Consider the following 25,385-nt stretch of genomic DNA (forward strand, 5'->3'; position numbering starts at 1 on the left):
GCTGAACTTGTAGGTCCCAATTCGCCCTTGCGGGCCACCGACGCCGTAAGGGCTTGATATCAAGACATTCTTTTTGATTCAGACTCGTAGGACATGATCCACACGACGCGCTACCGTGTGTCTCGCCATCACGCCACCGCTATCCGACTTTGAGAAAGATCAGGTAGACCGGTCGAAACGGCCCGATTTACGAAGCTTCGCAAGCAAGCTCGCTGCCGCGCCGCGGTAGTTGGCAGAGGCTTGGTCTGCCATCGGCAGCGAACTCCACGCGGTTAGTTTGGCCAGCCGTACCCAATCGCCGCCATCCTCTGAATGCCAGAATCGGCGGCGCTCAAAGGAACCTCTGTCGAGCACTACTACGGCATCGACCTTTCTGCACAATCGTTGGAACTCGCCAACGAAGCACTGAAGGTTTTGGCGTGTCCTATCGAGCTACGATGTTGCGATTTCGTTGAAGCAATGTCCGAATGGACCGTGCCCGTCGACGTGGTATGGATTGGAATGTCGCTCCATCATCTACAGCCTGAAGGGAAGGCTCGGCTGATGAGAGATGTGCACGATGCACTGAACCGAAGTGGCATATTCCTGATCTGGGAGCCTACACTGCTTGAGGGAGAAAACCGAGCTGAATGGCTCGATCGATTTTCAGCGTGTCGGGTTGCGTTTGCAGCTGTGACAGATGACGAATTCGCCGCGATGGAGAGCCACATGCGCCTAGCTGATTTCCCTGAGCCGGCCGACACTTGGACGGCGATGGGCTATCAAGCTGGATTTGCCAACGCGGAGCAACTATTCATGATGCCAAACCGTCTCGGGAGAGTTTTCAAATATTGGAACTAGTCTGTCGGGTGGCCGTGGGCTGCGATGATGATCGCCAACGGCGGGGCGAAACGGAGTCATCCCTCTGCATTGCCCTGATGACCCGTTACAGTCGCGCACGAGTCAAAAGTTCGCGTCCGCGATAATCCGCTTTCAAATGAGACGACGTTCGTAGCGCTCCTCCAAAGCCGCTCTTGCACTTCGGCTGGAGCCGACCCAAGCCGGTCCCTGGCGTTGTTTGAGACGGCACTCCCGGCGGGATGAACAAATAGGTTCCCGAGGTTGCACGGATGGTCTTTTCGCCAACATGCCACTCACCGGCCTGGCACGCATCAACTGGCTTTTCGTCATCGCGCGAAACTCGACTTTCATCTACAAAGGCCGTGCCGTAGACGTGAAGCAGGTCGGCCGCAAACTTGGCGTACGCTATGTACTCGAAGGCAGTGTGCGGAAGGCCGGCGACAGCGTGCGCGTGACCAGCCAGATCATCGATGCGTCGACCGGTGCTCATGTGTGCGCAGCGCGCTATGACCGCAAGTCCGACGATATTTTCGCACTTCAGGATGAGATCGCGCTGTCGGCTGTGGGCGCGATTGCGCCGAGTGTGCGGCGCGCCGAAATCGCCAGGGTGAAACGTAAGCGCCCCGACAGTCTCGATGCCTACGGCCTCGTGCTGCGGGCGCAACTCGACGTCGATTCCGGCATGCCCGAGCAGGTGACGCGGGCGCTCGTGCTGCTCCAACGTGTCATCGAACTCGATCCTGCCTATGCGCTGGCGCACGGCAACGCGGCGATGTGCCACCATTGTCTCTTCCTCCAGCCCGACGGCTGTAGGGCAGTTGAAGCCGCCGCGAGAGCAGGGCGACCGCCATGGTGATGTGGATCTTTTTCGGCGCCACCATGTTCGTTGGCTTCTTCATCCTCAAGGGCGGCCAGACATTCGTCTCCGATTCGATCCTCGGCACCGGCCTTGTGGCCTATGGCGTGCTCATCCTGATGATGGTGATCCTGTTCGTGCTCGGCATGTTTCTTGATTGGGTTGGCATCCTGCTTCTCACTGTGCCGCCGATACTGAAGCGCCTCCAGTTCGACGGACTATTCGCCTTCCGGGTGTGGCCTCCAGCGACGTGCCGCTCTGGTACGGCATCATCTTCATGGTCACATGCAGATGGCCTTTCCTCAGCCCGCCTTTCGGCTATTCGCTTTTCTATTTGAAGAGCGTCGCCCCTCTGCAGATAACTATGGCGACGATCTTCCGGGCCGCCCTGCCCTTTCTGTTCTTGCAAGCCGTCGGCGTCGGCCTGTGCATTGTATTTCCCGCAATCACGCTGTGGTTGCCCAAAATGGTATATGTGACCTATTAGATCGTCGATTTTTGATACGGCCAGCCCGGATCATCTGGCGTTCGGCTCCACACTGGTGGAGCTGTCTGCCGAATTGAGGCTAACAGCAGCTGCTCTGATTGGCGGAGACCTGTCTCAGCACGAAGGTGGTGGTGAGTTAAAACAGGTGTATTGTCTGGGCGAACCATCATGTGGATGGATTTATTGAGCCCGTGCGAGCATACTGCGCAATGCGTTCCTTTAACGAGGAATAAGCTGATGCGCCTTGGCACGAGAAGCGTTCCGCTCGAGTACTACACACTCAGGATTGCTGGTCCCGCGGTTTCGCAATCAGGTGCTGAAAGCGCGATCATCGGCTACCTCGCAGACCGACCAATCTTTGGCTCAGTCACAGATTCCTCCGGCGCTCGCTATCGCTATGTTGGGCTTGCAGCACGCCTTTCTGACGGACGTTACGATATCGAATCGCTCTCCGCTGGTGAATGGATCCTCGAGCCAGGATTGATCTATAGATCAGAAGACGCGTTGGTCGGAACCAAGGGAAGCGGCAGCAAATCTGCAACTTTAGCCTCAACTCTTCACAGCTGGTGGTCTAACCAATGAAACTACCAGTGTCGCAAATGGAAAGGGGTTGTGACGAGACTGTCTTACCAGATCGCCTTGCATTTGGAACACCTGTAATTCAACAGAGAGGGACAAAACGATGGCTGGGGAATCCAAGAAACACGAAGGGGGTGTCTTCTATCACACTCCCGGTTCTGAATATTTTGAAAAACGCGGGCTGAAGCGTCACGCCGGCGTCTTCTCGCTTTGGGCATTGGGCGTCGGAGCCGTTATCTCGGGCGACTTTTCGGGTTGGAACCTCGGCTTTGCCGTCGGCGGCTGGGGCGGCATGTTTATCGGAACGGTGCTGATCGCCATCATGTATCTCGGCCTGACCTATTCGATCGCGGAGATGAGCCCTGCGCTGCCGCATACCGGCGGCGCCTATTCGTTCGCGCGCACCGCGTTCGGACCGTGGGGCGGCTTCATTACCGGCATCGCCGAGAACATCGAATACGTGCTCACCCCGGCAGTCGTGGTGTATTTCATCGGCACCTACATGACGGCCATCACCGGCACGCCTGATGCCTGGCAGCCGATCTGGTGGCTCGCCGGCTACCTGGTCTTCGTCGGGTTGAACGTGCGTGGCGTGGCGCTTTCATTCGGGGTCACCGTCATTGTAACGCTCATCGCCTTGGCGATCCTAGTGTTCTTCTTCGTCAGCGCACTTGCGTCGGGACAATTCGACTTCGCCAAGAACGCGATGAATATCGGAGTGGGACCCGACGGCGCTGCAGTTGCGCTGCCGGAGGGAAACGGGCCGTTCCTGCCGTTCGGGTTGCGAGGCATTTTCGCTGCGATGCCTTTTGCGGTGTGGCTGTTCCTCGCCATTGAGCAATTGCCACTTGCCTCCGAGGAATCGGTGGATCCCAAGCGTGATATGCCCAAAGGCATCATGCTCGGCATGTTTACACTCCTGGTCACAGGTTTCCTGATCCTGATCATCAACCCGGCCCTGCCCGACGGATCCCTTGCGTACGGAACGTCGGGTGAGCCTATCCTTGACGGCTTCAGGGTCATCTACGGAGCAGGCTGGGCGAAGGTCCTCGCGCTGTTCGCAGTTGCAGGGCTGGTCGCCAGCTTCCACGCGATCATCTTCGCCTACGGACGGCAAATATATTCGCTGAGCCGCGCGGGCTATTTCCCGCATTTCCTCTCGGTAACCCATGGCGAGCACAAGACGCCCAACGTGGCGCTTGCCGCAGGATCGCTGCTGGGCTTTCTGGTGATGGTGGTGATCTGGCTGACCCAGGGCGGCGGGGCCGCCGGCACTTACATCGGCGGCACGCTCCTGAACATGGCTGTTTTTGGCGCTATGTTCTCGTATCTTCTGCAGGGGCTGACCTTCCTGCAACTGCGCCGTCGTTTCCCGAACATTGAACGCCCTTACCGGAGTCCGTTTGGAGTGCTGGGCGCGTGGCTGACCGTGATCATCGCCTTGATTACCATCGGCTTCCAGCTTACCGACCCGTTATACCGCCAGGGCATCATCGGAGTAGCAGTCTGGTATGCACTGGCGATCGTCTATTTCGGCGCCTATGGCCGCAGAACGCTAGTCTATTCGCCGGAGGAGGAATTCGCCGTCAAGCAGCGTGAAGGCACTGCCTCGATATAGAGTCGACGTTGTCAGCATCCAAGGCACTGAAGAGCCGGAGCGACGCCTTAATCGGTGCGCTCCGGCAATTCGTGCGACTAACAGCGAAGTGCGAGGTTGAATGAGCTTCGAAATGGTGATGCTTGTAGCGAGTTGCATGCTCTGTTTTGTCCAGATTATTCTCGCCTCTCATGCGGCTAGCCTACAGCGAGGCTATCATTGGACGGCCAGTGCTCGCGACCCGGAAGCCCCTCCGCTCACGGGGGTCGCAGGACGCCTCGAAGTCACTTCGGAATTTCCTGGAGACGTTCCCGGTGTTCGTGGCTGGAGTCTTTCTTGTCCATGCGCTCGCTCGTGAGAGCGGCCTCAGCCAATGGGGAGCTGGCCTCTATTTTTCAGCCAGGCTGGTTTATCTTCCGCCCTACGCAGCGGGCGTTCCCCTGGTTCGTTCGCTCGCCTGGAATGTCGCATTCGTTGGAATTGTGCTGCTTTTGCTAGCGGCACTCTGGCCCGAGCTATAGTGCCCGCACCCCGAGGGCCAGCACGGAGAGGTCGCGCTCCCCATGTCCACACGATCGTGCCGGGTGGCGGCATCGCGCCGGACTGATCACGCTGGATATCGTCAAACCCGAATTGCTCGAATCCAGACATCTTGGTCTTGTTGGCTAAGCACAGACTCCTATGGCGGCAGACCGGCCTGATGCCATGCTTCCACCAGCGTTGCAGCCAGCGCGGGCGTGATCCCAATGGCATTGCAGTATCCACTCGAACTGAAGGATGGTTGCAGCACAAGCACCTGCCTGGCGGCGGCTTTGGCTTCCGCTGTTCGCCCGAGTTTGGCAAGCGCCGCCGCCAAGAGGCTCTGGGTCACGCTGAAGCTTGGATTGGACAAGACGGCTCGCCGGGCAGCGGTTGCCGCTTCCTCGTATTGCCCAAGTATGAAATTGCCGATCGCTACGGCTTGGTGACCCCCAAAGGCAAACCGGTCTACAGGGCTGACCCGCAACGCACGTTCGGCCCACTCGATCGCCCGCTCCGCCTCTCCGGTCCAGGCCAGGAAAATGCCGCCAAGAAAGAGGGCGAAGGCGCAAGAGGGGCTCAGCGCAAGCGCCCGCTCGAATGCTTCACGGGCAGCAGCGCGATCATGCTCCACCAGCCCGATGACGAACGCGCCCAGGGCCATCGCGGTTGCGTCATCGCGACCATGGGTGACTGCTGCGCGAGCGTGGCGAATGGCCGCGATGCGGTCGGTCTCCTTGAAGCCGGCTCGGATGAACAGGAACTGGTTGCACCAGGCGAGTAGGCCATGGGCACTGGCATAGTCGGCTTCCAGCACCAGCGCCCGCTCGAGCAGCGGCACCGCTTTGGCTGCCCCCTCCGGCATGGCTACGTAGACGTGAGGAAGGGCGCGCAGAACGAGATCGTAGGCGTCGAGATTGTCGGGCCTCTTGCGTTTGACGCGTTCGATTTCCGCATCGCGCAAGCTCGGCTCGATTGCACCCACAACGCTCAACGTGATTTCGTCCTGTAGTGCAAAGATGTCGTCGAGATGGCCGTCGCAGCGGTGCGCCCAAAGGTGAATGCTGGTTTCCGCCTCCACGAGTTGTGCACTGATCCGAACGCGCTCGTCCGCCTTGCGGACGCTGCCTTCCAGCACATAGCGCACACCCAGTTCGCGACCGACCCGCTTCACGTCGACAGGCTGCCCTTTGTAGGTGAAGGTGGAATTGCGCGCGATCACGAACAGCCACTTGATGCGCGAGAGTCCCGTGATGATGTCCTCTACCATCCCGTCAGCGAAATAGTCCTGCGCCGGATCCCCGCTCAGGTTCTTGAACGGCATGACGGCAATCGACGGCTTGTCCGGCAGGGCCAACCGGGGCAGCGTACCCTCGGCTCGCGCGTGTTGCCGGGTGGCCGCCTCCGCGGCGCCACTAGCTCCCGTCCTGACCTCGGCGGCAAGCAGGAAGCCCCGCCGCTGCACGGTTCGAATGATCGCCTGCCTCTCGCCACTGTCGCCGATCGCCCGGCGGGCGGCGTTGATACGGCTGTTGAGTGCCGCATCCGATACGGCTCGGCCGTTCCAGACATGCTCGATCAACTCATCCTTGCTGACGACCCGGTTGGCGTTCTGCGCAAGATGGAGGAGTAGGTCGAAGACCTGCGGCTCGACGTGAACCACTCCCCCGTCGCTGCCCCTAAGCTCTCGTCGGTCAGTGTCGAGCAGGAATTTATCGAATTCAACCAGCACTTTGCCGTCCTTCGCAGTTCTCAAGCGAATGACCCGTAAATCTGCCGCGATCCACAAGATCGCCCGAAAGCCTTTGTGCTGGCAAGCGCACACAATGCTCGCGCATCTATCCGGTAACGATCAGGAGAAAATCATGCGCGAAATCGTAAAGACCGTCTCATATGCCACCCGCGCCACTGACGAGTGCGTGACCTATCTGCATATCTACGCCGATGCCGAGGGGGAAACGCATATGGAAGAGGTGGACCTCGCGTTGCTGCCCCGAGTCTTCTTCAACGGCCATCCGCCACTGCGTCTGACGGACACGCTTGCGGCGACCGGATGCAACATCTGCCGGGTGCCTGCCGGCATGGGAGTGGTGGATTGGCACAAGCCGCCGCGTCGCGAGCTGGTGATTTGGCTTACTGGCGAAGTTGAATTCGAAACGAGCGACGGCGACATTCGCCGACTCGCCGCCGGCAGCATAGTGCTGGCGGAAGACAGAACCGGCAAAGGTCATATCTCCCGGCATCCCGCAGAGGGCCAGTTGGTCGTCCACGTCGACCTTTGTTAGAGCCGAGTTGCCTGGCCCAGATTCCGGTCGCCATGGCGCCTATAGCGCACCCGCGATGACCGGACGGCCTCATACATTGCGTCGGCTGTTGAGCCGGCGCGCATCCGGCTGCGCGACCAGCCGACAACGTCGCGTGGCCGGAAGCGAATATCACTTGCATATTCGAATGCTATGCCGGTTTGCGCAAACTCCAGTGGCGAATAGTCAGGTGCTAGCCGCTTGACCTCTGCGATAATGCGCTGTGCTTCCTCGGCGCGCACCACCCCCCACGACTGTGGCGCAGGACATTGTCGGTAAGGGGCGGCTTGCAGCGGCAATGGTGTTCGCCAACAATCCTCCGCGGCAGATCGTAATGCCGGTGGAACTGGTGGTCCGGGCACGACGGCACGGCAGCGCAACTAAGTTACCTTGTCGCTGACAGACGGACCGCAACTGTCCTGCGGTGGTTAACATGGCCGGACACGCGACGCTTCGCGAACGGTCAGGCTGCTGGCCAACCGACGGAAAAAAGCTGCAGGCCTCCAAGCAGCTCGCTTGCTTCCCTCTCGCAATGCTCTTCGAATTCCAGGCCGGAACCGACAGCGAGATCACGAACCGTCCGCGACGCAATGATCTCGCCTGGCCTGGCGTGTTCAACCAGGCACGATGCTATCTCAATTGCGGTGCCAGCGAGGTCATCGCCGCGTCTTTCACATTCGCCAATGTGGATTGCCGCGCGAATGTGGAGGCGGGATTTACCCAATCTATGACGGATCGCTACTGCGCATTGAATTGCCCGGGTCGGCCGTTGGAACACGGCGAAAAATCCGCTTGCCGAGCGCCTGATCTGCCTGCCTTCGGAAGCGAGCAGTTGGCCACGGATTTCCTCGATGTGCCGCTCAATCAGATCCTCGCCAGCATCAGAAGGCGGACCTTCTATCTCCAGGGACAGCACCGACACCAGAAGCCGTTCGCTTGGCGCCGTCGGCAAGGCACCAGTGACGAAAGCCTGGATCTCGTCGATGAGGCGATCGGAGTTCTCACCCCAGATCACATGATCCCGACCGGCAAGTTCAGCATATCTGGCCCCCTCGATATGAGTTGCCAGGTAGCGTCCTTCTTCCCGCTTTACCCAGCGGTCGCCCGTCGCCTGCACGATCAGTGTCGGAACGTGAATGGCCGGCAGAATGTCGCGAACATCGATTTCGGTGCCCCAGCGCCAGAGCGCGGTCGCGTCGGCCGGCGAGGCTGAATTCCTGAGGTAGGCGGCGAACCATTCTCTCTCGAACCTGTCGTTTATCAGGCTGGGCGCTGCGTTGCTCATGTCCGCTGGCTCTCCCCACTCTCTCTCGACGAGCGCCAAATCTTCTTCGACCTGCTCGCTCGTCCTGGCCCAGGGGTAATCCTTCGACCATCTGCCGCTGGCATAGGCACCGTTGAGCACGAGTGCCGCCGTGCGATCGGGATACGTCGCCGCGAACAGCATGCACATGGGGCCGCCCTCGGAACTGCCGAACAGGACCGTGCGTTTCGAGCCGACCGCATCCAACACTGCCCGCACGTCTTCCATACGCTCTTCCATCGTCGGCAGACCGACGTTGCGGTCGGACAGCCCAGTGCCGCGCTTGTCCAAGCGGATCAGGCGCGAGAAGGCGCCGAGGCGGTGGAGCACGTGCGCCAGCCGCGGCGACGACCAGGCAAGGTCGACGTTGGAGACCCATCCAGGCACATACATCAGGTCGATCGGCCCGTCGCCGGTCACCTGATAAGCGATGTTGATTCCGGCCGATTTGACGTAGCGCGTCGGCGGCCTGATGGGCTGACCTGAGAAATCCGGACGTTCACCGGCTTGGGATCGCGTCTGTGCTCTGGCTGTTGGAAAAGCCGCGTCCGATGTGCGGCGCGCCCGAAGGTCTTCATACAGCTTCCGGGTTTCAGACTCGGGTCGCAAGTCGAGCTGCCGCCGCAAGGCATCGCGGCAGCTCTCATATTGTTTCAGAGCTAGGTTGACGCGGCCCTGGGCTACATAGGCCCGCATCAAGGTGCGATGGATGTCCTCCCGTAGCGGCTCCATGGCGAGCAGGCGCGTTGCCACGCGGACGCATGAGGCAGCATCGCTCGTTGCGCAGTAGTGCGCGAGGAGCCTGTCCAGCGCCGCGACAGCCATCGCCCTCAGGCGCTCGCGCTCGATCCGCAGCCAATCCTCAAATGCCTCCTCTTTCAGACCGAAGCCGTCGAGCAGGTCGCCGCGATAGACGTGAAGCGCCTGTTCGAGGTTGTCAGGCTGTAAACTGGCGGCCAGCGCCTCGAACCGCGCGACGTCGAAATCTAGACCATCGACATGGAGCGAAATCTTGTCGCCCTCCGTCAGGAACTGCCCGCCGCCAGAAGCCTGCATGGCCTTCCTGACGGTCGAGACGGCCTGCCGCAGGCTCATTCGGGCTTGAGTCTCGCCGTTGACGCCCCAAAGCAGCGTCGCGAGCTTCTCGCGCGACTGCCCATGTCCGGATTGCAGGGCGAGATAAGCCACCATGGCCCGCGCCTTGCGGCTGAGAGCGGGAACGATCGCCGCATCACCGGCAAAGTCGAAACCACCCAGTAGATAGAGATGAGGCCCTGCCATCGGATCCACTATAGCACAGAAGTGCCGGCGATCCTTTTGCGTCGCCGTCTCTAATTCAACTGTCGTTTTGCCGGCGTTGGCGCTTTTCACGAATTCATCACGCTTGTTCCAGCGCATTTTTCACGGCGGTGGAGGAGATTATCGGGACGAGGCAGCCTTGCCTTAGGAGGACGCTATGCTACACCCGAACGAGTGGCCTTTCTGGCATGTTGATCCCGGGCAGAACCGGCGGCTGGGCTGCGAGGTTGCGCCCCTGCGCCATGATATTGCGCTCGCGCGTTATCTCGAGAAGCAGCGGGCCGGCCGAGCATCAGCGGCCCGAAGATTCGATCTGCGGACCACCACAATCCGCGCATTTGTGCTGATAGCAGGTGCTGGGAGGGATTTTCTCAGGCGCCTGGTTGCTCCCATGGGAGAGACCGCAAGGCGTTTTCGATCCAGCCTTCAATAGCCACGATGCCTCAGCCTGCTTGTCCCAGGTCTATTAACCACTGCCGCGGGTGTGGTTTAAAGCGCGTTGACAGCCCCGTCCGTCATCAGGTGTCAAGCTCACTTCTGATTGCATACTTGCTAAATTAGCTTAACTTTATGTGCCCACACTGAGGCAAGCGTTGCAAGGGTGATTGGAGATGGAAACCCTCTCGTCTTCTGTTTTGACTGCGTGGCTGTTTGGAATACTGGTGATCGCTGACCAGCCTATTCATGACGGCTCTTTCGGAGTCAACGAGAAGCGCTTTCTTGACCAGTCGATGGTAGTCGACGTTGCAATTGTCCTTGCAGCCGATGTGTCCGGCTCAATCAGTCAAAGCGAGGCAAATTTGCAACGTGAGAGCTACGCAGCTGCTTTGGAATCGACCGCCGTGCTCAAGATGATCAAAAGCGGTAGACACGGCAAGATAGTTGTCACCTTCGTCGAATGGTCGAGCTTCGGCTCCTTAGAAACTCGGCTGGACTGGGCCATTCTCTCTGACGCAAATGATGCGGGCATCATCGCGGCAACAATCCGGAAAAAGTCGGACAGGCAAGGCCCTGGTCCGCATGGCGCGAAAACATCCATCTCATACGCGATCGATGCATCGGTTAAGGCCTTGCAAAATCTGCCTGTCCCAGCGTCGCGCTTGGTCATCGATATCTCTGGCGACGGGGCAAACAATGACGGATCTTCACTTGAGGACAGTCGCCAGAGAGCAATTCACAGAAATATCGTCATCAACGGTCTGCCAATCGGCGCTGAAGTAGAAAATGGTGAGACGACCGCGGAATATTATGAGCGGCATGTGATTGGGGGGCCAGGCTCGTTCGTTATTCCAGCCGACGGTCTCCGCGAATTCCAGTGGGCCATACTAAACAAGCTGGTTCGAGAAGTCGGGTCCATTCCTGTATTAACGAGCGGGGCTGTCCTGTGATCGCAGTCATCTCGGAAGTGTGGCCTCACCCAGATCGGTGCTGCGTCCTCAGTTGCTGGCTCCAGCGGCACGCCGGCGACGTTTCTGAGCATCAATGCCGCGCGCCGCAAGATGATCTGCAAATCCGCACGCGAAATGTCCGCAATGCGACCAGCAGCGCTTTCAAGCTCTTCGGCAATGGATTGGCGTGTCATCGCGTTGGTCCGCTTGCCTAAGTCAGGGTCTTACGCCTTCACCCGCTTGGCTGGTGCCTTCTTGGCTGGGTCCTTCTTGGTAGGCATTTTTGCGCCTGCCTTGCGACCAAGTCCGATTGACTTCGCCAACTCTGACCGTTGTGCAGCGTAGCTTGGTGCCACCATGGGGTAGTCCCGCGCTAACCCCCATTTGGCCCGATACTCGTCAGGCGTCATGCCAAGTAGGCCCAAGTGCCGTTTGATCGACTTGAACTTGCGCCCGTCTTCCAACGAAATAATATGGTCGGGAAACACAGATTTTTTCGGATTGACCGCCGGGATCTGTGTTGGCTGCTCAACTTCAGCTGGCTTGACTAAGCTAACGAGAGCGGAGTTCACTGAAGAAATAAGATCAGGCAGGCCTGCTACGGGTACTGAGTTTTTTTGGACAAATGCCGCGACAATATCCGCGGTCAATTCCATTAATTGTGCGTTCTGGTGATTGTTCTCTTCGGTCATTCATCAACTCCCATTGCTATTCCGCTTTCGTATGGGGGAAAGGCGGATCGCGCAAGAAGCAGGGCCACAGAACGGAAACTTGGGACCATCGGCCGGCCGCTGCGGTTTAAGGCAGAGTGTTGAAAACTTCCGCACCTGGAACTGTACACGCCTACATTGCTAGACGGCACCCCTTCGTTCCGGCAAAGCTGCGAATCGCGGGGCCACTGGCAATCCGCAGGTCGGCGGGTTCAGGCAATGCTCATTGAAAGATGGGCCGCCGACTTTCCTTTTGGCTCTAAAGCTCGGCGGGTTGTCGCTCTCAATTGCCGTCACAAATTGATCGGCGGGACGTGGCGACGCGAATGGCTGTCATACGCGCCATTCGGACGGACCGGTGTCGTCGGTGCCTTCCTTTGTGTCGGAGCAGAACACTTGCCTTTGGGTGACCACCTGTCATCATCCCTCATGACCAAGGATGAAGCAGAACAGGGTGTTCGCTACTTTTGCACAAAATGGGCTGAAGAGCGTGGGCTTCCTCATCAGCCAGAGAATCCAAGCTTTTCCGATTTCTTTTCTTGGCTTGAGCAGAAGTCGCCGGGCCACTTAAAATTCCGAAGCAGTACTTCGGTGCGGGACGACGTCGAGCGATGGTTCATTGACGAATTCAGGCGAGGTTGGCGCTATTAGCAGGTGATTTGCCGTGCTCCGGGCCACCTTCCGCGATCACGCCATCTCGAGCGCCCGGGGGCCCGGAACTATCAGAACGGCCAAAAGCCGGCCAAAAAAGCCAGCATGTCGCTGCCCACTGCACGAAATTTTGGTACCAGCCAGACACGGTTTCATAAGCAACCTGCAGTGCACCCAGGAAGAAAACGAAACAGATGACGATAGCAAATACCTTGCCAAACCCCTCGTCACCCTTCGGGTCGCTGCTCTGGTAAACGTAATCCTGTCGATTAAACATGGCCCATCAACGGTCCCGGTCGTCGCGGTCGCGTTCCTTTCTTTCTAGTTCCTCGCGCTCCAACTCCTCGAGGCGAGGAATATGCTGTTGCGCCGGATCGGTCCGCGTCGTTTCACCGCCGCGTTGTGCGGCCTCCTTGTCCCTGTTTGACTTATCCTGCAGCCGATTTGTAGCATCTATGGTCGACGCCAGTTCGTGAGCCTGCTCGGCCGGTTCGTCCGGCCGGCGCTCCGCCTCCTCGGGGCGAGGATCTCGCTGCTGTTCGCTCACGGCATCGACATTTGCAGGAGTTTTGCCCTGCTCTTCTGCCGGCTGCTCTTGCGTCTGCTCTGCCGCCTCGATGGCGCGCTTGAGCTCCGGATCGTTCTCGGCCACCTCGCGCATATAGGTGTTGCCCTGGACGGCAAGCTCTGCCGCGCGAGCCAGTCCGCGCTCAATATCAGCTCGCAATACTCTTGGATCGTTGGAAAGCTCACCGGCCTCAGTTCTATCCAAAACCTCGCGACTAGTTTCGATGTCCACAAGAACGTCATTTGCCGCCTCGACAACCGCCGCACCGTGTTTGGCGACTGACGCATCCCACTGTTCATTCGCATCGTCTCGACGCTTGCCGCGCTCGTCTCGCTCGGTCGCAGTCCCCTGCGCCGCCTCTGCCTGGCCCTTCATCTCGTAAAGCTCCATGAGCTCGCGCCGGGCGTTCACATGCTCGCGGGCGACAGACGCGACTTCATCAAAGTCGTCTCGCTCGTCCGGACCGACACTCCGTTCCAGCCCGAACAAGGCGGTCTCGACCTTCTTTTCATATGCTTCAAATTCTGCCCGCGTTGTCTCGCGCATTTCCTGGCCCTCCAAAACGACTTTCTGCAAGGTTACCAGATTGGCGCGGAATTTCGATCCGAAATCTGTATGGACGACATTTACGCTCGCTTTCGCCTGACCTGCCGAAAGGCTTGCTGTCAAACGATTCCGCAGCTGTTCTGCATAAGCGACAATACGCCGGTCACCGCTGGCGAGCGCAATTTTCTGCCAACTCTGTGTTGCCTTTATGGCATACTCCCGGCTTCTTTCGGCCTTCGCCAGACTGCGTCGTCCGCCCCGCTTGGCGTCGTACCGTCCTTGTGCCGCCTCGCTGGTCCCGACGTGCTCGGTCCGCCCTTCCCTGCTCACCGGCCTCACCTGATTGCGGGTAAAGCCGGGCGGGCTGGCGAACTCGCGACGATCGGTCATCTCCATCGCTATTCCCTGCGCCCGGGCCTTCTCCGCCATTGTTGCCCGCCACTCCCGAAACACCTGAGGGCTCGTCTCGATCCGAACGCCGAATTCCGATCGCATGGTGATGATCGCGTGGGCATGGACATGCGGCCGCTTGCCCCCCTCCCCTTCTTCCTTCGGATCATTGGCCGGATCATGCATGGCAAACACGTAGCGATGGCCGGCGAACTGCTCGGCAAGGAAGTCGCGTGCAGCGTTTTCAAACGCCTCGATGTTCGTGCCGGCCCGGGCCGACATGATCAGGTGCATCACGTCGCGGCCTTTGCGGCTATGCAGATCACCGCGCCATTCCTTTTGCACGAGGTCACCAGCGAGCTTTTCGTCACCGATGACTTGGCCGCGGTCATCGCGAACGTTGTCGTCATGACGTTCGACCAGGCTCCTCAATTTGCTGGCGCCATACTCGACACCATTGCCGTAGCCCTGGAACGAGAACCGCGCGGCCGCACCCTGCGCGGCCGTACTCGCGTCATATCGCGCCTGAATAATGCTGGCGGCCTTGTCGTCGCCAGTTAGCCGCTCCCCCTGCCCGCTTCTGAGAACGACCGCTCCTTGAACCGTCAGCGCGCCGTCGGCCTGGCGCGTGACCGCATATGCATAGCGCCGATCGCCGAACGCGCTCGTCAAACTATTCCTGGCCAGCTCGTGCATCGCCTCGTCTGACGAAACCGCCGCGGTCGCAATCTCTACGGTGAAGCTGCCGATATCGCGGCTCTCTGCGCGGTTCTGGAACAGATGGTTCCAGTCACCCCGCAACCGCGCTAGATCCTCGCGGCTGCTGATGCGCTCCCCGTTCTCGTTCTCGACCGCGAGCTCGCCGCCGCGCGACACATAATTCAGCATCGTCCCTACCCTCGCGCCGCCGCCATAGGATGCCATTTTGACAACCGCGGGCTGGCTGCCCTGGGCCACCGCCGCTAGCCGCGCTTCTATTGGACGGGATACCGCTGCTGCCCGCGTCTCGGTCGCGAAGATCGGCTTGGCGACCGCCCGCCGCATTTTCGGCTGACTGCCAACGTCACCAGCACCACCGCCGCCCAGCTCGGCCATCGCTTTCAATCGGCGCTTCATTTCGTCTTCGGCCGACGAACGGCGTTTTGGCCCAAGCGATAGCTCATGCAGCAACGCCGCGCGGCGCTGCTCCCATTCGCTCGTAAAGGCGCCGAAGAAGATTTCCACCCCTTACCCCTCCCCTCGCCGCTTATAGCCTGCGCGCTTCGCCAGCGTTCGCAACTCCGTCATAACGGCCGCTTGGACGCGCTGCACGTTCCCGAGATTGATATCGACGTCGCTCGGATGAACGCCTTTGCCGCTGTTGAGCGCCCGCGCGACCTGATTGAGGTTCACGCCGATCGCGCGCATATCCTCCAGCAGCAATGCCATCACGAGGCGGTCTTCCTCGGTAAGGAATGGCCGAGCGCCCGCTCCCTCGATGATCAGCGACCGGAAAAACCCGGAAACCGTCATGTCGGCCGCCTCAGCGGCCTTTTCGATCGCCGCATATTCGTCCGCGCTGACGCGGACATGCACCATTCGACCCTTCCGGTCCGGCTCGAGCCGGATCTCGAATTTCGCGTCGTCCATTTGCCCTTGCCCCTCTCTCTGGCGCTTGCGGCAGGCATCGAGGGCTTGTTCCTCGATCGTCGGGAAGAATGTCGCACATTTTTCCGTATCCTGCCACCATCAATAGAGGTGAAATTCATACTCAATAAAATTAAGTTTTCGAGCGGCCCACACTTCGCTCGACTTTATCACGACCATGAGCAGGGCCTTCGCCCCTGCTATCAAACGTTAAAACGCTCTTCAGGGTTCACCTCCAGGACCGCTTTGTCGGCCTTTGTGTGCCCCTCGTACTCGTCCGCAAGGGACGCTCCGCTCTTCGCCCCGGCGGACTGCGTGCCAGCGTCACAGACGACCTTCGCGCGGCTCCGGGGTTCACCACAAAAGGAGCGGGAAGGCCTGCGGCGGCGCTGGACGGCCTCTTTGGCCAAGCGAGGGACAATTGCGTCGAACTGGCGGGCTCCACGGTTTGCTCAACGCCAGCGCGCGGTTGATACAGTTTCACACGACTTGTTCACACGGTGTGTTCACATGCCATGACGTTACGATGTGAAAGCAAGATGTGATTGAAGTATCACACGCTACGATAGTGAGGTGTGATCGCATCGTGTAACAACGCCATGCGAAACCAAGCACTCGCTTCGTTTGGAAATGCTGTTGCTTGGAAATGCTGGTGCCCAAGAGGAGGCATTGAGCGTGGCGACGGCCTGCCGCGTCGACTTCGGGACGGCAAAAGAGGGATCAGACATGCCTCGAAGGATTTGCGCGATCAGCGGAAAAGGCGGCGCCGGGAAGACGACGGTCATTATCCTCGTTGCCGGCGAGTACGCTATTCAAGGAAAGAAGGTTCTTCTGATCGACGCCGATCCGCGCCAGAACCTCGCCGAATGGTGGAAGCGCTGTGAGGCCAAGGACAATCTTCCGGCCAACATCGACCTGCACAGCGCGGCAACGCAGCGAAGCATTGAAACCGTACTTGCCGAACAAGACGGCGTCTATGACGTGATTCTGATGGACTCACCCGGCGTCGGCAGCGTCATCCGCGATACGATCATCCGCAACTCCGACCTGGTGCTGACGCCAATTCAGCCGAACCAGGATGAAATCAAGGCGGCCGGCGAAGCCGCCACCATCACGGCGGATATTGGCGACAGGCAGCGGCGCACGATTCCCCACGTGAACGTGGTGACGCGCATCGCCCTTCCGGGCCGTGTTCTCGAGGCTTACAGGCTGATCCGTCCGTTCATCGCCAATCTTCGCGACAATGGCTATGAATCGACATTGATGGAAACCGAGCTCACCGAACGCAATTGCTACCGCGAAATCCGCAACGGTCTCGGCACCTTGCAGATGCTCGAACTGACTGACCCGGTCATGAAGGGTCGCGCGGAGATCGCGACGTTTGTGGCCGAGCTCGATCGCCATATCGCGGCAAACCGGGAAAAGGTGGGAAATGTCTAAACCAGGCAAACTGTCCGTCTCTGACTTTCCGATCGCACCGCGACGGCCGAAGCCAGCCACATCCAAAGCCACAACGAAACCAGCCTCTGTGTCGGAAGAGGCAGAGGCTGGAACGGCTGCTAGGGAACCAGCAGCGGCGCCGGTTTCGGTAGCGGATGGGTCAAGAGAACGGCCGCGGCGCAGTCTGCCGAACCCGAGCGGTGAAGAGCGCAAGAGCAAGGCGACCGAACGTGCCCTGGCTCAGGAGGAGGGACGCTATCGCCTGCGCGACCTCAAACGGGCGCACACGCGAGAAGCCAAGCACTACGTCAATTGCCCGCTGGACTACGACACCAAGATGCGACTGCAAAAGGCCGCCTTCGACAACGACATCAAGATGACGGTGATTATAAAGGCAGCCATCGACCAGTTCCTCCGAGACAACGGCTATTGATCCATGGGCGGTCGAGGCCTCCTGCTCGGGATGACAATCGGTATCCTTATTGGCATCTACGCCGCACCCTTGGTCGGTCGCCAAGGCTTCGACTTGGGTGAAGGCTCAAAAGCCGCTTCCCCATTGAACGGGCTTATGGAATCCGCTCCCGATGCTGCCATCCGGCCATCTGACGAAACCGCCAAAGGCGAGCTGTTTCGCTTATCCAATTGGGATATCTCAATGCACGGGACTGGATCGACGGTTACCGTGAAGCGATGTATTAGTATTGGCAGGGATTCTATCGCGTGCGAACTCCTGGCGCATTTGGGGTGGGTCGATGGGGAAAAACTTGTCGAAGCTGTGTTCGAGGGAAAGCCGGGTACTTGGCGAATGGTTGCAGCCAGGGCGCGCTGATTTTCTCTCAGTGGGCAGTGCCTATCCCCGCGCCAGCTCAAGGGCGTTATGAATGCAGGCTTCCGCTGGAAAGAACCATGCAAGGCAAGCGCAGCATGGCCCTGATGGTTGCTTATTGCGAGTAGCGGAAAGCGCTGTCCTCACTGCCCGCTTCTGGAAAATCGCTGTGCAAGAGAATCCCGGGGCGTAATTGGGTCAATCCCGTTTTCAAATGTTTGATTGAGGTCGTCGCCCTGTCCGCGACTGGAAAAAGGCAAGAAGGGAGAGGACGTGGCTAAGGATATGGACGCCTATAAAAACAAAATGGAATTGGTTGAGACGATCGATCCCGAGATCGACAAACCTGTTTTCCGCCGCCCAGGGTTCGAAGGCATCAAAACCCTCGGCGAGATCGATGAAAGAATTGCCACCTTCATCCGCAAGGCGCGCGAGGACAAGGATCTGACTCGCGCAGAGCTCGCTCCCTTGCTTGGCCTTTCGATGCAGGTTTATGGCCGCTATGAACGCGCATTCTCAAAAATGCACGTCACCAGGATGATCCACCTGTGCGAAATCCTCGGGTTCATCCCGATGGAAATGCTGTTCAGCGCTGCCCCGCATCTATGGGGCCGCACGCCGGAGGAAGCGCGCGACACCATGGAACTCGCCCAACAGGTCGTGTCTCTGCCGCATGGCACCAAGCGCGATCTGCTCGCCCTGGTAAAGAAAATGGTTGCGCTGGAGCGTGCCGCAGACGGAGCAGCGGCGGAGGCGCAAAAGGGAGAAGAAGGACGTCTTTAGGCGCCCCGCGCTGCGATGAGCGGCGCCGGGCGGGAGCATCACCGCCAGGCATTCATAGGGGCACGCCTTAAGCATCGACCTTCTTAAGCTCCGAGAGCCCGCAAAAGGCGGTTGTGGCTGCGGAATGTCACTGTCGCATCCGTACTTTGCGCCTGGGCGATCCGGGTGAGGTGATCGATGACTCAAACACCAGCGTTTCCGCTGCATCGGCGGCGGAAATTGGTCAAAGGTATCGCCCGGATCCTAGAATCCAAGAACCGGGAGGACGCAAATGCCTTCTTGGCGCAGCACCGCCAAGACAATTCTCGTTCAACTCCGGCAGGCACAAGCTGAGCGGCCGACATGCGGGCGCTTCTCTGACTTCAGTCCTCCTCGCGGGCCGCACCAGCTTAATAGCGGCCATTCGGCAAAAGGAACAAAGTGCGGTGTCGCTGGTTGAGATTCGTTGAGACCAGAGCGGAGGCTTTCCCCGCTGTTCTGTCTAACGTCTCATCCAGCGCAAGGGTTCGCCGTGGGCATTCTTGAGAGCCTGAAGAAAGCTACCGAGCAGGCGACGGGTATCGCGCGACCGAGAAAGCAAGAACTCGCCGAATTTGTGAAGGTGAAGAAGCCACTCGAATTTCGGTTCAAGGATGACGGCCTCGTGCCGAATCACCCCTTCTGGCCGTTTGTCGTCTGTCGTGGCGCCGTAAGGTCGGTGGAACAATTTGATTCCGCAGCCGTGCTGGAAGAGCTTTCCGAAGCCAATGGCTGGAGTAGCGGCTGGCGGGACGGCATCTACCACTACGTTCATTACCATCCCCGCAAAAATGAAGTGCTTCGGGTTGCGCGCGGAACCGGCAAGGTTCGGTTCGGGGGCAACAGGAGCCGTACATTGTCCTTGAAGGCCGGCGACGTGGCAGTTCTTCCGGCCGGCACCGGTCACCAATGTCTCTCCGAGTCTGCTGGTTTCCTGGTGGTCGGCGCTTCTCCCGCATCCGGCCCTTATGACGAATGCACGACAGCCCAGGAACATGAGCGGGCATTACGAACGATTCCCAAGTTGGCCGTCCACGGAAGGATCCGGTCTATGGGAGCAAAGCGCCGCTGATGTCAGTGTGGAAAAATGAAGCTTGAAGATGAAGTCCGCCACGTTTCCGAAGACTTGGACGATGATGTATTGAGTGACGCTGTGCGGGCGCTGCATCGTCGGGTGAAGATCGTTCATGATTTCGATATCCCCTACATTGCTGGCTACAGCAAAGATGGCAGGACGATTTATATCGATCGCCATATGCCTCGCACTATGGATTGGAAATCGGCCAAGGTCCGGCTTGCCCCATTTCTGCTAACGCACGAGATCGTTGAAAAGGCGCTCCTAGACGAACTCGGGCTTCATTACCTGCACGCGCATCAAATCGCCCTTCGAGCCGAACGCGATGCCGTGAAGGCGGCGGGTGTTGGCTGGTCCGCTTACCAGGCCGTCAACAAAAAGAACGAAAAACCGATCTCCGAAGAGAAGCTCAAGAAGATCCCCAAGGATCTTGACCTGACGCCCTACCGCGACATGAGTGACTTTTCAACGCTCGAGCGTCTGCTGAAGGCGCAACGATAGTCAGACAAGCCAATGGTCCTCGCTTGCCAGTTCTATGACCGCCGCCTCGCTGCGGAGCCGACGACTTCGGGAAGCGACGCTTCGCTGCGTGGCCTCATCCATTATCTCTGGCACGAGGCCGAATTGACGGTCTGGACATCCCGATGGGCTGGCAAGCGACATTGGTGGAATGTCCGCTGGCATCTGCTTGAGGCTGCCGGGCAAATGGCGGTGATGGGCGGACCGCTCGCGGATATCCTGTTTGTGCCCGAGCCGTTTCGCTCCGAGAACAAGGAAGCGATCGAACAACGTCGCAACGCGGTTCTCGGCACGGCGCTCCCGCCAAAATCCGGCCCACGAAAGCTACTGGTTCTGGTCGGCGAGGTGAAGGAGATCATGCCCGCCCGATCCGGTCAGAAACTCGTCATCAGGCATTTGCCCGGCTTTCCCTTTGTCATCGACGATGCATTGCATCGGCGTTTGCAGGCACGTTTCGAGAGAGAATTGTCGCTGTGGGGAGCGGATTCCAGCTCACATCTGATAGTGATCGCGACCTTCGGACTGAACCCGGCCGGCGTCGCCATTGTTGAGGAGGTCGCGTTAATGGTGGTATCCGAGAACTGGATTCCTTACGAGACGGTTCCGGAGAAGCGGCTGGTCGACGCGCTCGCCCGCCTTCGCGAGAAGAGCGTGAAGGGATTGCGCTACGACCTGCAAACTGACCAGCCGATCGCCAGCGCTTTGCTCCAGAACAGGCAAGAGCCGATCGCGCTCTTTGTCGTCCCGGCCGGTGCGGACGAAGCGTTCGAGGCTTCGCTCGACGAAATGATCGCCGCGCGTCCGGAGATCGGCTCCTGGGTGTGGCGGGTCGGCGAAGGCGATATGCCGCCGTTGCCGCTCTGAGCGTCGGCGGAATTTCCAACGAGGCTCAGTATGTCTTACGCAAGGCCCAGCTTCTTCTTGAGCTCGGCATTTTCCTTGCGCAGACGGTCAGCAAGCAGGTTCTTAAGGCGCTTGTTTTCTTCTTCGAGCGCGACAAGATCACGGAGATCGCCGCTATCTGAAGAAGGCGCCACAGCCCTCTTCCACTGATAGTAGGTCTGCTCCGAAATGCCGGCTTGGCCGACCGCACTCTTACTGGTCGCACCCCCAGCGATCGACTTCTCGATCTGGGCAAGCTTCTGGACGCGTTCCTTCTCAGAGTAAGTCTTCCGGGCGGTCCGCACTGCCATCGCAGGTTCAGCCGCCTGGGGCCCTGGCCTCGCCCCGTTCTTGCGGATCGGTTTGGCGAGCTCTGCCTTCGCTTTCTTTGCTCGCGGAACTTTCTTCTTCTCTTGGGGGGCTTCCACTTTGGCTGGTGCCACTGTTGTCTGAACAGTTTGAGCTTCCTGAGAATCGGCCATGATATGCTCCGCTTGTGGATTGTCACCGTCTTCAGCATCGATGGGTCTTATACTGGAGTCAATGAGCTCAGAACCTGGCAACTGAGCACCATCAGACAGCTGCGTCATCTCGGTGACAATTTTGGACAGAAATCGGCATCGGTCGGATCGGCAATGGTTTGTACAAGGACGGCAAGTTGCGGGTCGTCGATCAGCTTCGAACTAAAAAAGGGATCGGGACGGAATCATCCAATGAGCTGTTCGAATTGATTCAGATCAAAGCAACAAAGTGCCATCTTGGCATTCTTCTTCATCGTCATGCGGAGACAAACTGGCCATACACCATGGAGAACCGTTCAAGCGAATGCGAACCAGGCAGGTAAACCAGATTGCCAATGAAACATGATGGGCGAACCTGCGGCACCACCTAGGCGACTCTGGTTTAAGTTTCAGAGCTGGAAGGTGGGAGCCGCGGGCTCGGTATTCGTCGCTCTATGGCGCACCGCCGATGGGCGGACAACAGCGGGGATGGCCCTGCTGTGCATCGAGGGAACCCGAGGGCCTTGCGGCGCGGCGTTCCGAGGAGGAGACAATGATCGCACGAATGCTATTCGGCGCAGATCCACTCCGCAACATACGCCGCCTCCAAGACGAAGTGAGCCGACTGGAATTCCCGGCGGTGAATGTCTTGGTAAACCAGGACGGCGTCATCATCACCGCCGAACTGCCTGGGGTAAGATCAGAAGACTTGGACATCTTAATTCACAGGGATTCCGTTACGCTCAGCGGAGAGCGGCAAACCGAAACTGAGGAAGCCCGGCGGGGATACCACCGGCGTGAGCGTCGTCGCGGCCGGTTTGTGCGGACCGTGTCATTGCCGTTTGTGGTCGACCCGAACAAGGTTGAAGCGGATCTCGTCAATGGCGTACTGACTCTGGATCTTCCTCGGGCCGAAGAGGACAAGCCCAAGCGCATTCACGTGAAAGCGAGCAAGGAGGCGGGTCATGGCTAAGCGAGAGACCACGAGAGCGGGAACGAAGGGGAGCAAGCAGTCTCAGGCCACGCCGACTAGCCAACCGGAGCTGGAGGGCAAGCTCTCCGCGGAGCAGGACGCGGGCGAGCGGACCCATGAGAGGCTGGTCTTCGTACCACGGGTTGACATCTACGAAACTGAAACGGGCCTTGTCGTCGTTGCGGATCTGCCCGGCGTCAGCCCGGAGGGCTTGGAGGTCACGTTGGACAAGCGTGTGCTGTCTATCTATGGCCGCGTCGAAGAGGATACGCCCGAGGGCTACAGCCAGGCCTATCGCGAGTATGACGTCGGCGATTTCGAGCGGCAGTTCACTCTCTCCGGGGATTTCGACATCAATGGAATTGAGGCGGACATGAAGGACGGTGTGCTTCACCTCGCCATCCCGAGAGCTCCGCAGGCAGCGGCAAAGCGGATCGAGGTTAGATCGGGTTCCTGACGGTCGAGGAAGATTGCGCAGACGCCGCGCTCGCCAGCGGTTAGCAGAGCCTACCCCATGACTCGCGCCGGGTCCTCTCGGCACCGACGTGGGCAACGCTGTCGGAGGAATATCGTGAATATCCTGATTGTCTATGGAACGACCGAAGGGCAGACGAGGAAAATTGCCGCACGGACGGCAACGCACATTCGCGAGCGCGAGCACCAAGTCGACCTGCTAGATAGCGCAGCCCTCGCATCCGATTTGAAGCTCGGACACTTCGACGCGTTCGTCATTGCCGCGTCGATCCACCAGGAGCACCACCAGGAAACCGTCACGAACTTCGCATTTGCGCATCACGAACTGCTGAACACTAAGCCTGCGGCCCTCATATCCGTCAGTCTGTCGGCGGCGCTGCAAGACCAAAAGACGGAAGCTCAAAAATATGTGGATCGCTTCGTCGCCGTGACAGGGTGGCAACCATGCATGACCCTCCTTCTCGGGGGGCTTTGCGCTTCACCAAGTATGATTACTTTCAGGAGCAGTTCGTGAAATTCGTCGTAATGAAGAGCGGCGATCCGAGCCCCGAGCGCGATCACGAATTCACTGACTGGAACGCACTCGCCAACTTCGCCGATCGATTTCTTGAGACGGCTAAACAAGGAGGTGCCTGAGTCCGGCGCAGCCTGCATCGGCGCACCCTTGCGCGGCATCGAGATGCACCGAATGAAGCTGGCTCTTTCACCAGGGGAGTCCCGTGATCATCAGTGAGATGACCGCCCAAGAATGCAGGATGCATCACCGGACTGTCCCGCTGCGCGATCTTCCAACGCGCCACCTAGCGCCGAACCGCATCGTAGGACCCCTCGAAGCCTTCGCGCACCAACAAATCGTGGATCCGCGTCATCCGCAGCCGGTCCCCTCGTCCACGAGCTTCATCCTCCACCAGCAGCGCATCCAAGGTTCCTGAAAAGGACTGATCCGTGGCAGCGGCTGAACCGTGCGACGATAATCGAAAGCGCCATCCGGTGGGAGGCCCGATGTCCAGACCTTGGGCGCCATCGTGGGATTTGACGCTGGCGGCGCACGGTATTTCGGACGTGCAGGTAGTGGTGCGCAAGTGAATTGCGCAGCGCATCGAGCGTCTGCTGGAAGCTGCTCCCCTCCGCTTGCAGCCTGCGCTGCAGGATGCGCTTGCTGACGCCGAGCTTTCTGCACACGCCCGGCATAGACAACTCGCCGGCGGGCAGGGCCTCGAGCAGGACGCTGCGCAGGCGTTCGACGGTGCTGGCGTGTTTCTCCAGGTCGGCCAGGCGCTGTCGAAGGGCCGGCTCGAAGAACTTCCACATGCCATGGTTCGCTGTGAGGAATGGCCGCTGCGTGTCTTCTGCCGCGAACACCACGATGGGCACAGGCAGGTCTTCCACCGGAACGCCGAACCAGGCGGCGTAGGCGCGCGCATCACTGGCCGACAGGTCGGGTGCGGGCCATCCCACGCGCAGCGGGTGCACCGGCTGCGCGTGGCGAGGCGCGCCAGCTGCACCAGGAAGACCAGCTTGAACGCCATGAGCACGCGTGGCGGCGTCAGCGCGCGGTCGAGGAACTCCAGCGCGGCCGTGGTGCGGCATGGGTCGTGCTCAAGCTTCAGCGCCACCGGCTCGGGTTCCGAGGCGGGGCCACAGGAGGTGGACATCGACCATGGCGGGACCGACAGCACTTCGCGATGCAAGCATCATCCACGCACATCCAGCCGGTCCGGCAGTCGACGTTGAAGCCCGTTACCCCTGCAAGTTCCCGGTCCACTAAATGAGTTGAGATATGAGCACAGTAGCCGGTACAGCCCTCGTGCTGGCATCCATTGTTGTCGTGCTGCTCTTCATGACCCGAAGGGGTCGAGCTTTCGCCCCCAGTCCGGTCGTCACATCTGACGGCTCGGCGCCTAGCTGGCGGAAGGGGGACCTATCCCGGTTCTGTCGCAAACCTGGAACTGGGGTTGTGAACGGCCATTTCGGCCTGTCCGTCAGGCAGCGAGGATATCGAACTGCTCGGCGATCGACGGACTGGGATTGTAGGCATACCTCGCCTGTCGCTTGCGCATCATTGGATCTTCTCGATGCCGAAGAGGATAACCACGGCGCTCGCCCGCGACTTGAAGCCGAGCATGGATCGAATGCGGCGCTTGATACGCCGGTGATCCTGTTCGATCCGATTGTTGAGATACCGGCTATTGCGGATGCGGATCGGCTTCAGCGGTCGCCGCGATCGCTGCCG

Annotated in this window: 27 protein-coding genes and 2 pseudogenes; 20 read left to right on the forward strand and 9 right to left on the reverse strand. The window is 59.4% G+C overall.

Annotated features, from left to right (window positions below):
• Positions 1-312 precede the first annotated feature (312 nt).
• From NKI25_RS16540 to NKI25_RS16570, 7 genes and pseudogenes are all read left to right on the forward strand, one after another.
• The gene (locus NKI25_RS16540) at positions 313-840 is read left to right on the forward strand and encodes a class I SAM-dependent methyltransferase (RefSeq protein ID WP_352830336.1); all 528 of its coding nucleotides are present in this window, start codon (positions 313-315) and stop codon (positions 838-840) included.
• A 292-nt stretch (positions 841-1,132) separates the two neighbouring features.
• A pseudogene (locus NKI25_RS16545) lies at positions 1,133-1,639 on the forward strand (transcriptional regulator); the annotation flags it as partial.
• Between the two features lie 50 nt (positions 1,640-1,689).
• Positions 1,690-2,034: a TRAP transporter large permease subunit gene (locus NKI25_RS16550; protein ID WP_352998741.1), complete on the forward strand. Its 345-nt coding sequence runs from the start codon at positions 1,690-1,692 to the stop codon at positions 2,032-2,034.
• The gene (locus tag NKI25_RS16555; RefSeq protein WP_352830341.1) at positions 1,974-2,183 is read left to right on the forward strand and encodes a hypothetical protein; all 210 of its coding nucleotides are present in this window, start codon (positions 1,974-1,976) and stop codon (positions 2,181-2,183) included. Before NKI25_RS16550 ends, NKI25_RS16555 begins: the two co-directional genes overlap by 61 nt.
• 237 nt (positions 2,184-2,420) lie before the next feature.
• On the forward strand, positions 2,421-2,765 hold the full coding sequence (locus NKI25_RS16560; protein ID WP_352830344.1) for a hypothetical protein: 345 nt from the start codon (positions 2,421-2,423) through the stop codon (positions 2,763-2,765).
• Between the two features lie 100 nt (positions 2,766-2,865).
• On the forward strand, positions 2,866-4,380 hold the full coding sequence (locus NKI25_RS16565) for an amino acid permease (protein ID WP_352830346.1): 1,515 nt from the start codon (positions 2,866-2,868) through the stop codon (positions 4,378-4,380).
• A 170-nt stretch (positions 4,381-4,550) separates the two neighbouring features.
• Positions 4,551-4,880 (forward strand): MAPEG family protein, encoded by a 330-nt coding sequence (locus NKI25_RS16570; protein WP_352830349.1) that lies wholly within the window; start codon positions 4,551-4,553, stop codon positions 4,878-4,880.
• 158 nt (positions 4,881-5,038) lie between these two features.
• Here the strand turns inward: NKI25_RS16570 and NKI25_RS16575 are convergent, their stop codons facing one another.
• A complete protein-coding gene (locus tag NKI25_RS16575; protein WP_352998742.1) occupies positions 5,039-6,610 on the reverse strand; it encodes a winged helix-turn-helix domain-containing protein in 1,572 nt (523 codons plus the stop codon).
• 133 nt (positions 6,611-6,743) lie between these two features.
• Between NKI25_RS16575 and NKI25_RS16580 the strand changes: the two genes are divergently transcribed.
• Positions 6,744-7,163: a cupin domain-containing protein gene (locus NKI25_RS16580; protein WP_352998743.1), complete on the forward strand. Its 420-nt coding sequence runs from the start codon at positions 6,744-6,746 to the stop codon at positions 7,161-7,163.
• A gap of 481 nt (positions 7,164-7,644) precedes the next feature.
• Here NKI25_RS16580 and NKI25_RS16585 read toward each other — a convergent pair whose 3' ends face one another.
• A complete protein-coding gene (locus NKI25_RS16585; RefSeq protein WP_352829989.1) occupies positions 7,645-9,765 on the reverse strand; it encodes an alpha/beta fold hydrolase in 2,121 nt (706 codons plus the stop codon).
• Positions 9,766-10,394: 629 nt separating this feature from the next.
• Here NKI25_RS16585 and NKI25_RS16590 point away from each other — a divergent pair.
• A complete protein-coding gene (locus tag NKI25_RS16590) occupies positions 10,395-11,171 on the forward strand; it encodes a DUF1194 domain-containing protein (protein ID WP_352829987.1) in 777 nt (258 codons plus the stop codon).
• Positions 11,172-11,395: 224 nt separating this feature from the next.
• Here the strand turns inward: NKI25_RS16590 and NKI25_RS16595 are convergent, their stop codons facing one another.
• The 4 genes from NKI25_RS16595 to NKI25_RS16610 all read right to left on the reverse strand — a co-directional run bounded on the left by NKI25_RS16595 (position 11,396) and on the right by NKI25_RS16610 (position 15,665).
• Positions 11,396-11,863, reverse strand: coding sequence for a Ros/MucR family transcriptional regulator (locus NKI25_RS16595; RefSeq protein WP_352829985.1), 468 nt, complete (start codon positions 11,861-11,863; stop codon positions 11,396-11,398).
• A 646-nt stretch (positions 11,864-12,509) separates the two neighbouring features.
• Positions 12,510-12,809 (reverse strand): hypothetical protein, encoded by a 300-nt coding sequence (locus NKI25_RS16600; RefSeq protein WP_352998744.1) that lies wholly within the window; start codon positions 12,807-12,809, stop codon positions 12,510-12,512.
• A 6-nt stretch (positions 12,810-12,815) separates the two neighbouring features.
• Positions 12,816-15,260, reverse strand: coding sequence for a relaxase/mobilization nuclease domain-containing protein (locus NKI25_RS16605; RefSeq protein WP_352998745.1), 2,445 nt, complete (start codon positions 15,258-15,260; stop codon positions 12,816-12,818).
• A 3-nt stretch (positions 15,261-15,263) separates the two neighbouring features.
• Positions 15,264-15,665 carry a MobC family plasmid mobilization relaxosome protein gene (locus tag NKI25_RS16610; RefSeq protein WP_352998746.1) on the reverse strand — a complete coding sequence of 134 codons (402 nt, stop codon included), beginning with the start codon at positions 15,663-15,665 and terminating at the stop codon, positions 15,264-15,266.
• A gap of 723 nt (positions 15,666-16,388) precedes the next feature.
• Between NKI25_RS16610 and NKI25_RS16615 the strand changes: the two genes are divergently transcribed.
• The 7 genes from NKI25_RS16615 to NKI25_RS16645 all read left to right on the forward strand — a co-directional run bounded on the left by NKI25_RS16615 (position 16,389) and on the right by NKI25_RS16645 (position 21,187).
• Positions 16,389-17,102 carry a ParA family protein gene (locus NKI25_RS16615; RefSeq protein WP_352998747.1) on the forward strand — a complete coding sequence of 238 codons (714 nt, stop codon included), beginning with the start codon at positions 16,389-16,391 and terminating at the stop codon, positions 17,100-17,102.
• A gap of 88 nt (positions 17,103-17,190) precedes the next feature.
• A complete protein-coding gene (locus NKI25_RS16620) occupies positions 17,191-17,535 on the forward strand; it encodes a hypothetical protein (protein ID WP_352789536.1) in 345 nt (114 codons plus the stop codon).
• Positions 17,536-18,201: 666 nt separating this feature from the next.
• Positions 18,202-18,711 (forward strand): helix-turn-helix domain-containing protein, encoded by a 510-nt coding sequence (locus NKI25_RS16625; protein WP_352789531.1) that lies wholly within the window; start codon positions 18,202-18,204, stop codon positions 18,709-18,711.
• 177 nt (positions 18,712-18,888) lie between these two features.
• The gene (locus tag NKI25_RS16630) at positions 18,889-19,044 is read left to right on the forward strand and encodes a DUF6074 family protein (protein ID WP_352829977.1); all 156 of its coding nucleotides are present in this window, start codon (positions 18,889-18,891) and stop codon (positions 19,042-19,044) included.
• Between the two features lie 178 nt (positions 19,045-19,222).
• Positions 19,223-19,801 carry a cupin domain-containing protein gene (locus NKI25_RS16635; protein ID WP_352789528.1) on the forward strand — a complete coding sequence of 193 codons (579 nt, stop codon included), beginning with the start codon at positions 19,223-19,225 and terminating at the stop codon, positions 19,799-19,801.
• 15 nt (positions 19,802-19,816) lie between these two features.
• A complete protein-coding gene (locus NKI25_RS16640) occupies positions 19,817-20,305 on the forward strand; it encodes a hypothetical protein (RefSeq protein ID WP_352789525.1) in 489 nt (162 codons plus the stop codon).
• A gap of 12 nt (positions 20,306-20,317) precedes the next feature.
• Positions 20,318-21,187, forward strand: a complete 870-nt coding sequence (locus tag NKI25_RS16645) for a DUF1173 family protein (protein ID WP_352789522.1) — start codon at positions 20,318-20,320, stop codon at positions 21,185-21,187.
• 35 nt (positions 21,188-21,222) lie between these two features.
• On the opposite strand, the gene NKI25_RS16650 is transcribed toward NKI25_RS16645, so the two are convergent.
• Positions 21,223-21,687 carry a transposase gene (locus NKI25_RS16650; RefSeq protein WP_352789519.1) on the reverse strand — a complete coding sequence of 155 codons (465 nt, stop codon included), beginning with the start codon at positions 21,685-21,687 and terminating at the stop codon, positions 21,223-21,225.
• Between the two features lie 571 nt (positions 21,688-22,258).
• On the opposite strand from NKI25_RS16650, the gene NKI25_RS16655 reads away from it, so the two are divergent.
• The 4 genes from NKI25_RS16655 (at position 22,259) to NKI25_RS16670 (ending at position 23,788) form a co-directional block, all read left to right on the forward strand.
• Positions 22,259-22,678 carry an Hsp20/alpha crystallin family protein gene (locus NKI25_RS16655; protein ID WP_352998748.1) on the forward strand — a complete coding sequence of 140 codons (420 nt, stop codon included), beginning with the start codon at positions 22,259-22,261 and terminating at the stop codon, positions 22,676-22,678.
• Positions 22,671-23,135, forward strand: a complete 465-nt coding sequence (locus tag NKI25_RS16660) for an Hsp20/alpha crystallin family protein (protein ID WP_352789513.1) — start codon at positions 22,671-22,673, stop codon at positions 23,133-23,135. The genes NKI25_RS16655 and NKI25_RS16660 overlap by 8 nt, the downstream gene beginning before the upstream one ends.
• A 114-nt stretch (positions 23,136-23,249) precedes the next feature.
• Complete coding sequence (locus tag NKI25_RS16665) at positions 23,250-23,666, forward strand: flavodoxin domain-containing protein (protein ID WP_352998749.1); 417 nt, start codon at positions 23,250-23,252, stop codon at positions 23,664-23,666.
• Positions 23,663-23,788 (forward strand): hypothetical protein, encoded by a 126-nt coding sequence (locus NKI25_RS16670; RefSeq protein ID WP_352998750.1) that lies wholly within the window; start codon positions 23,663-23,665, stop codon positions 23,786-23,788. The genes NKI25_RS16665 and NKI25_RS16670 overlap by 4 nt, the downstream gene beginning before the upstream one ends.
• Positions 23,789-24,049: 261 nt before the next feature.
• On the opposite strand, the gene NKI25_RS16675 is transcribed toward NKI25_RS16670, so the two are convergent.
• Positions 24,050-24,625: a helix-turn-helix domain-containing protein gene (locus NKI25_RS16675; RefSeq protein ID WP_352829972.1), complete on the reverse strand. Its 576-nt coding sequence runs from the start codon at positions 24,623-24,625 to the stop codon at positions 24,050-24,052.
• Between the two features lie 509 nt (positions 24,626-25,134).
• Positions 25,135-25,385 (reverse strand): annotated as a pseudogene (locus tag NKI25_RS16680) (DDE-type integrase/transposase/recombinase); the annotation flags it as partial.

The organism is Mesorhizobium sp. M0808 (assembly GCF_040320025.1).
Lineage (GTDB): Bacteria > Pseudomonadota > Alphaproteobacteria > Rhizobiales > Rhizobiaceae > Mesorhizobium.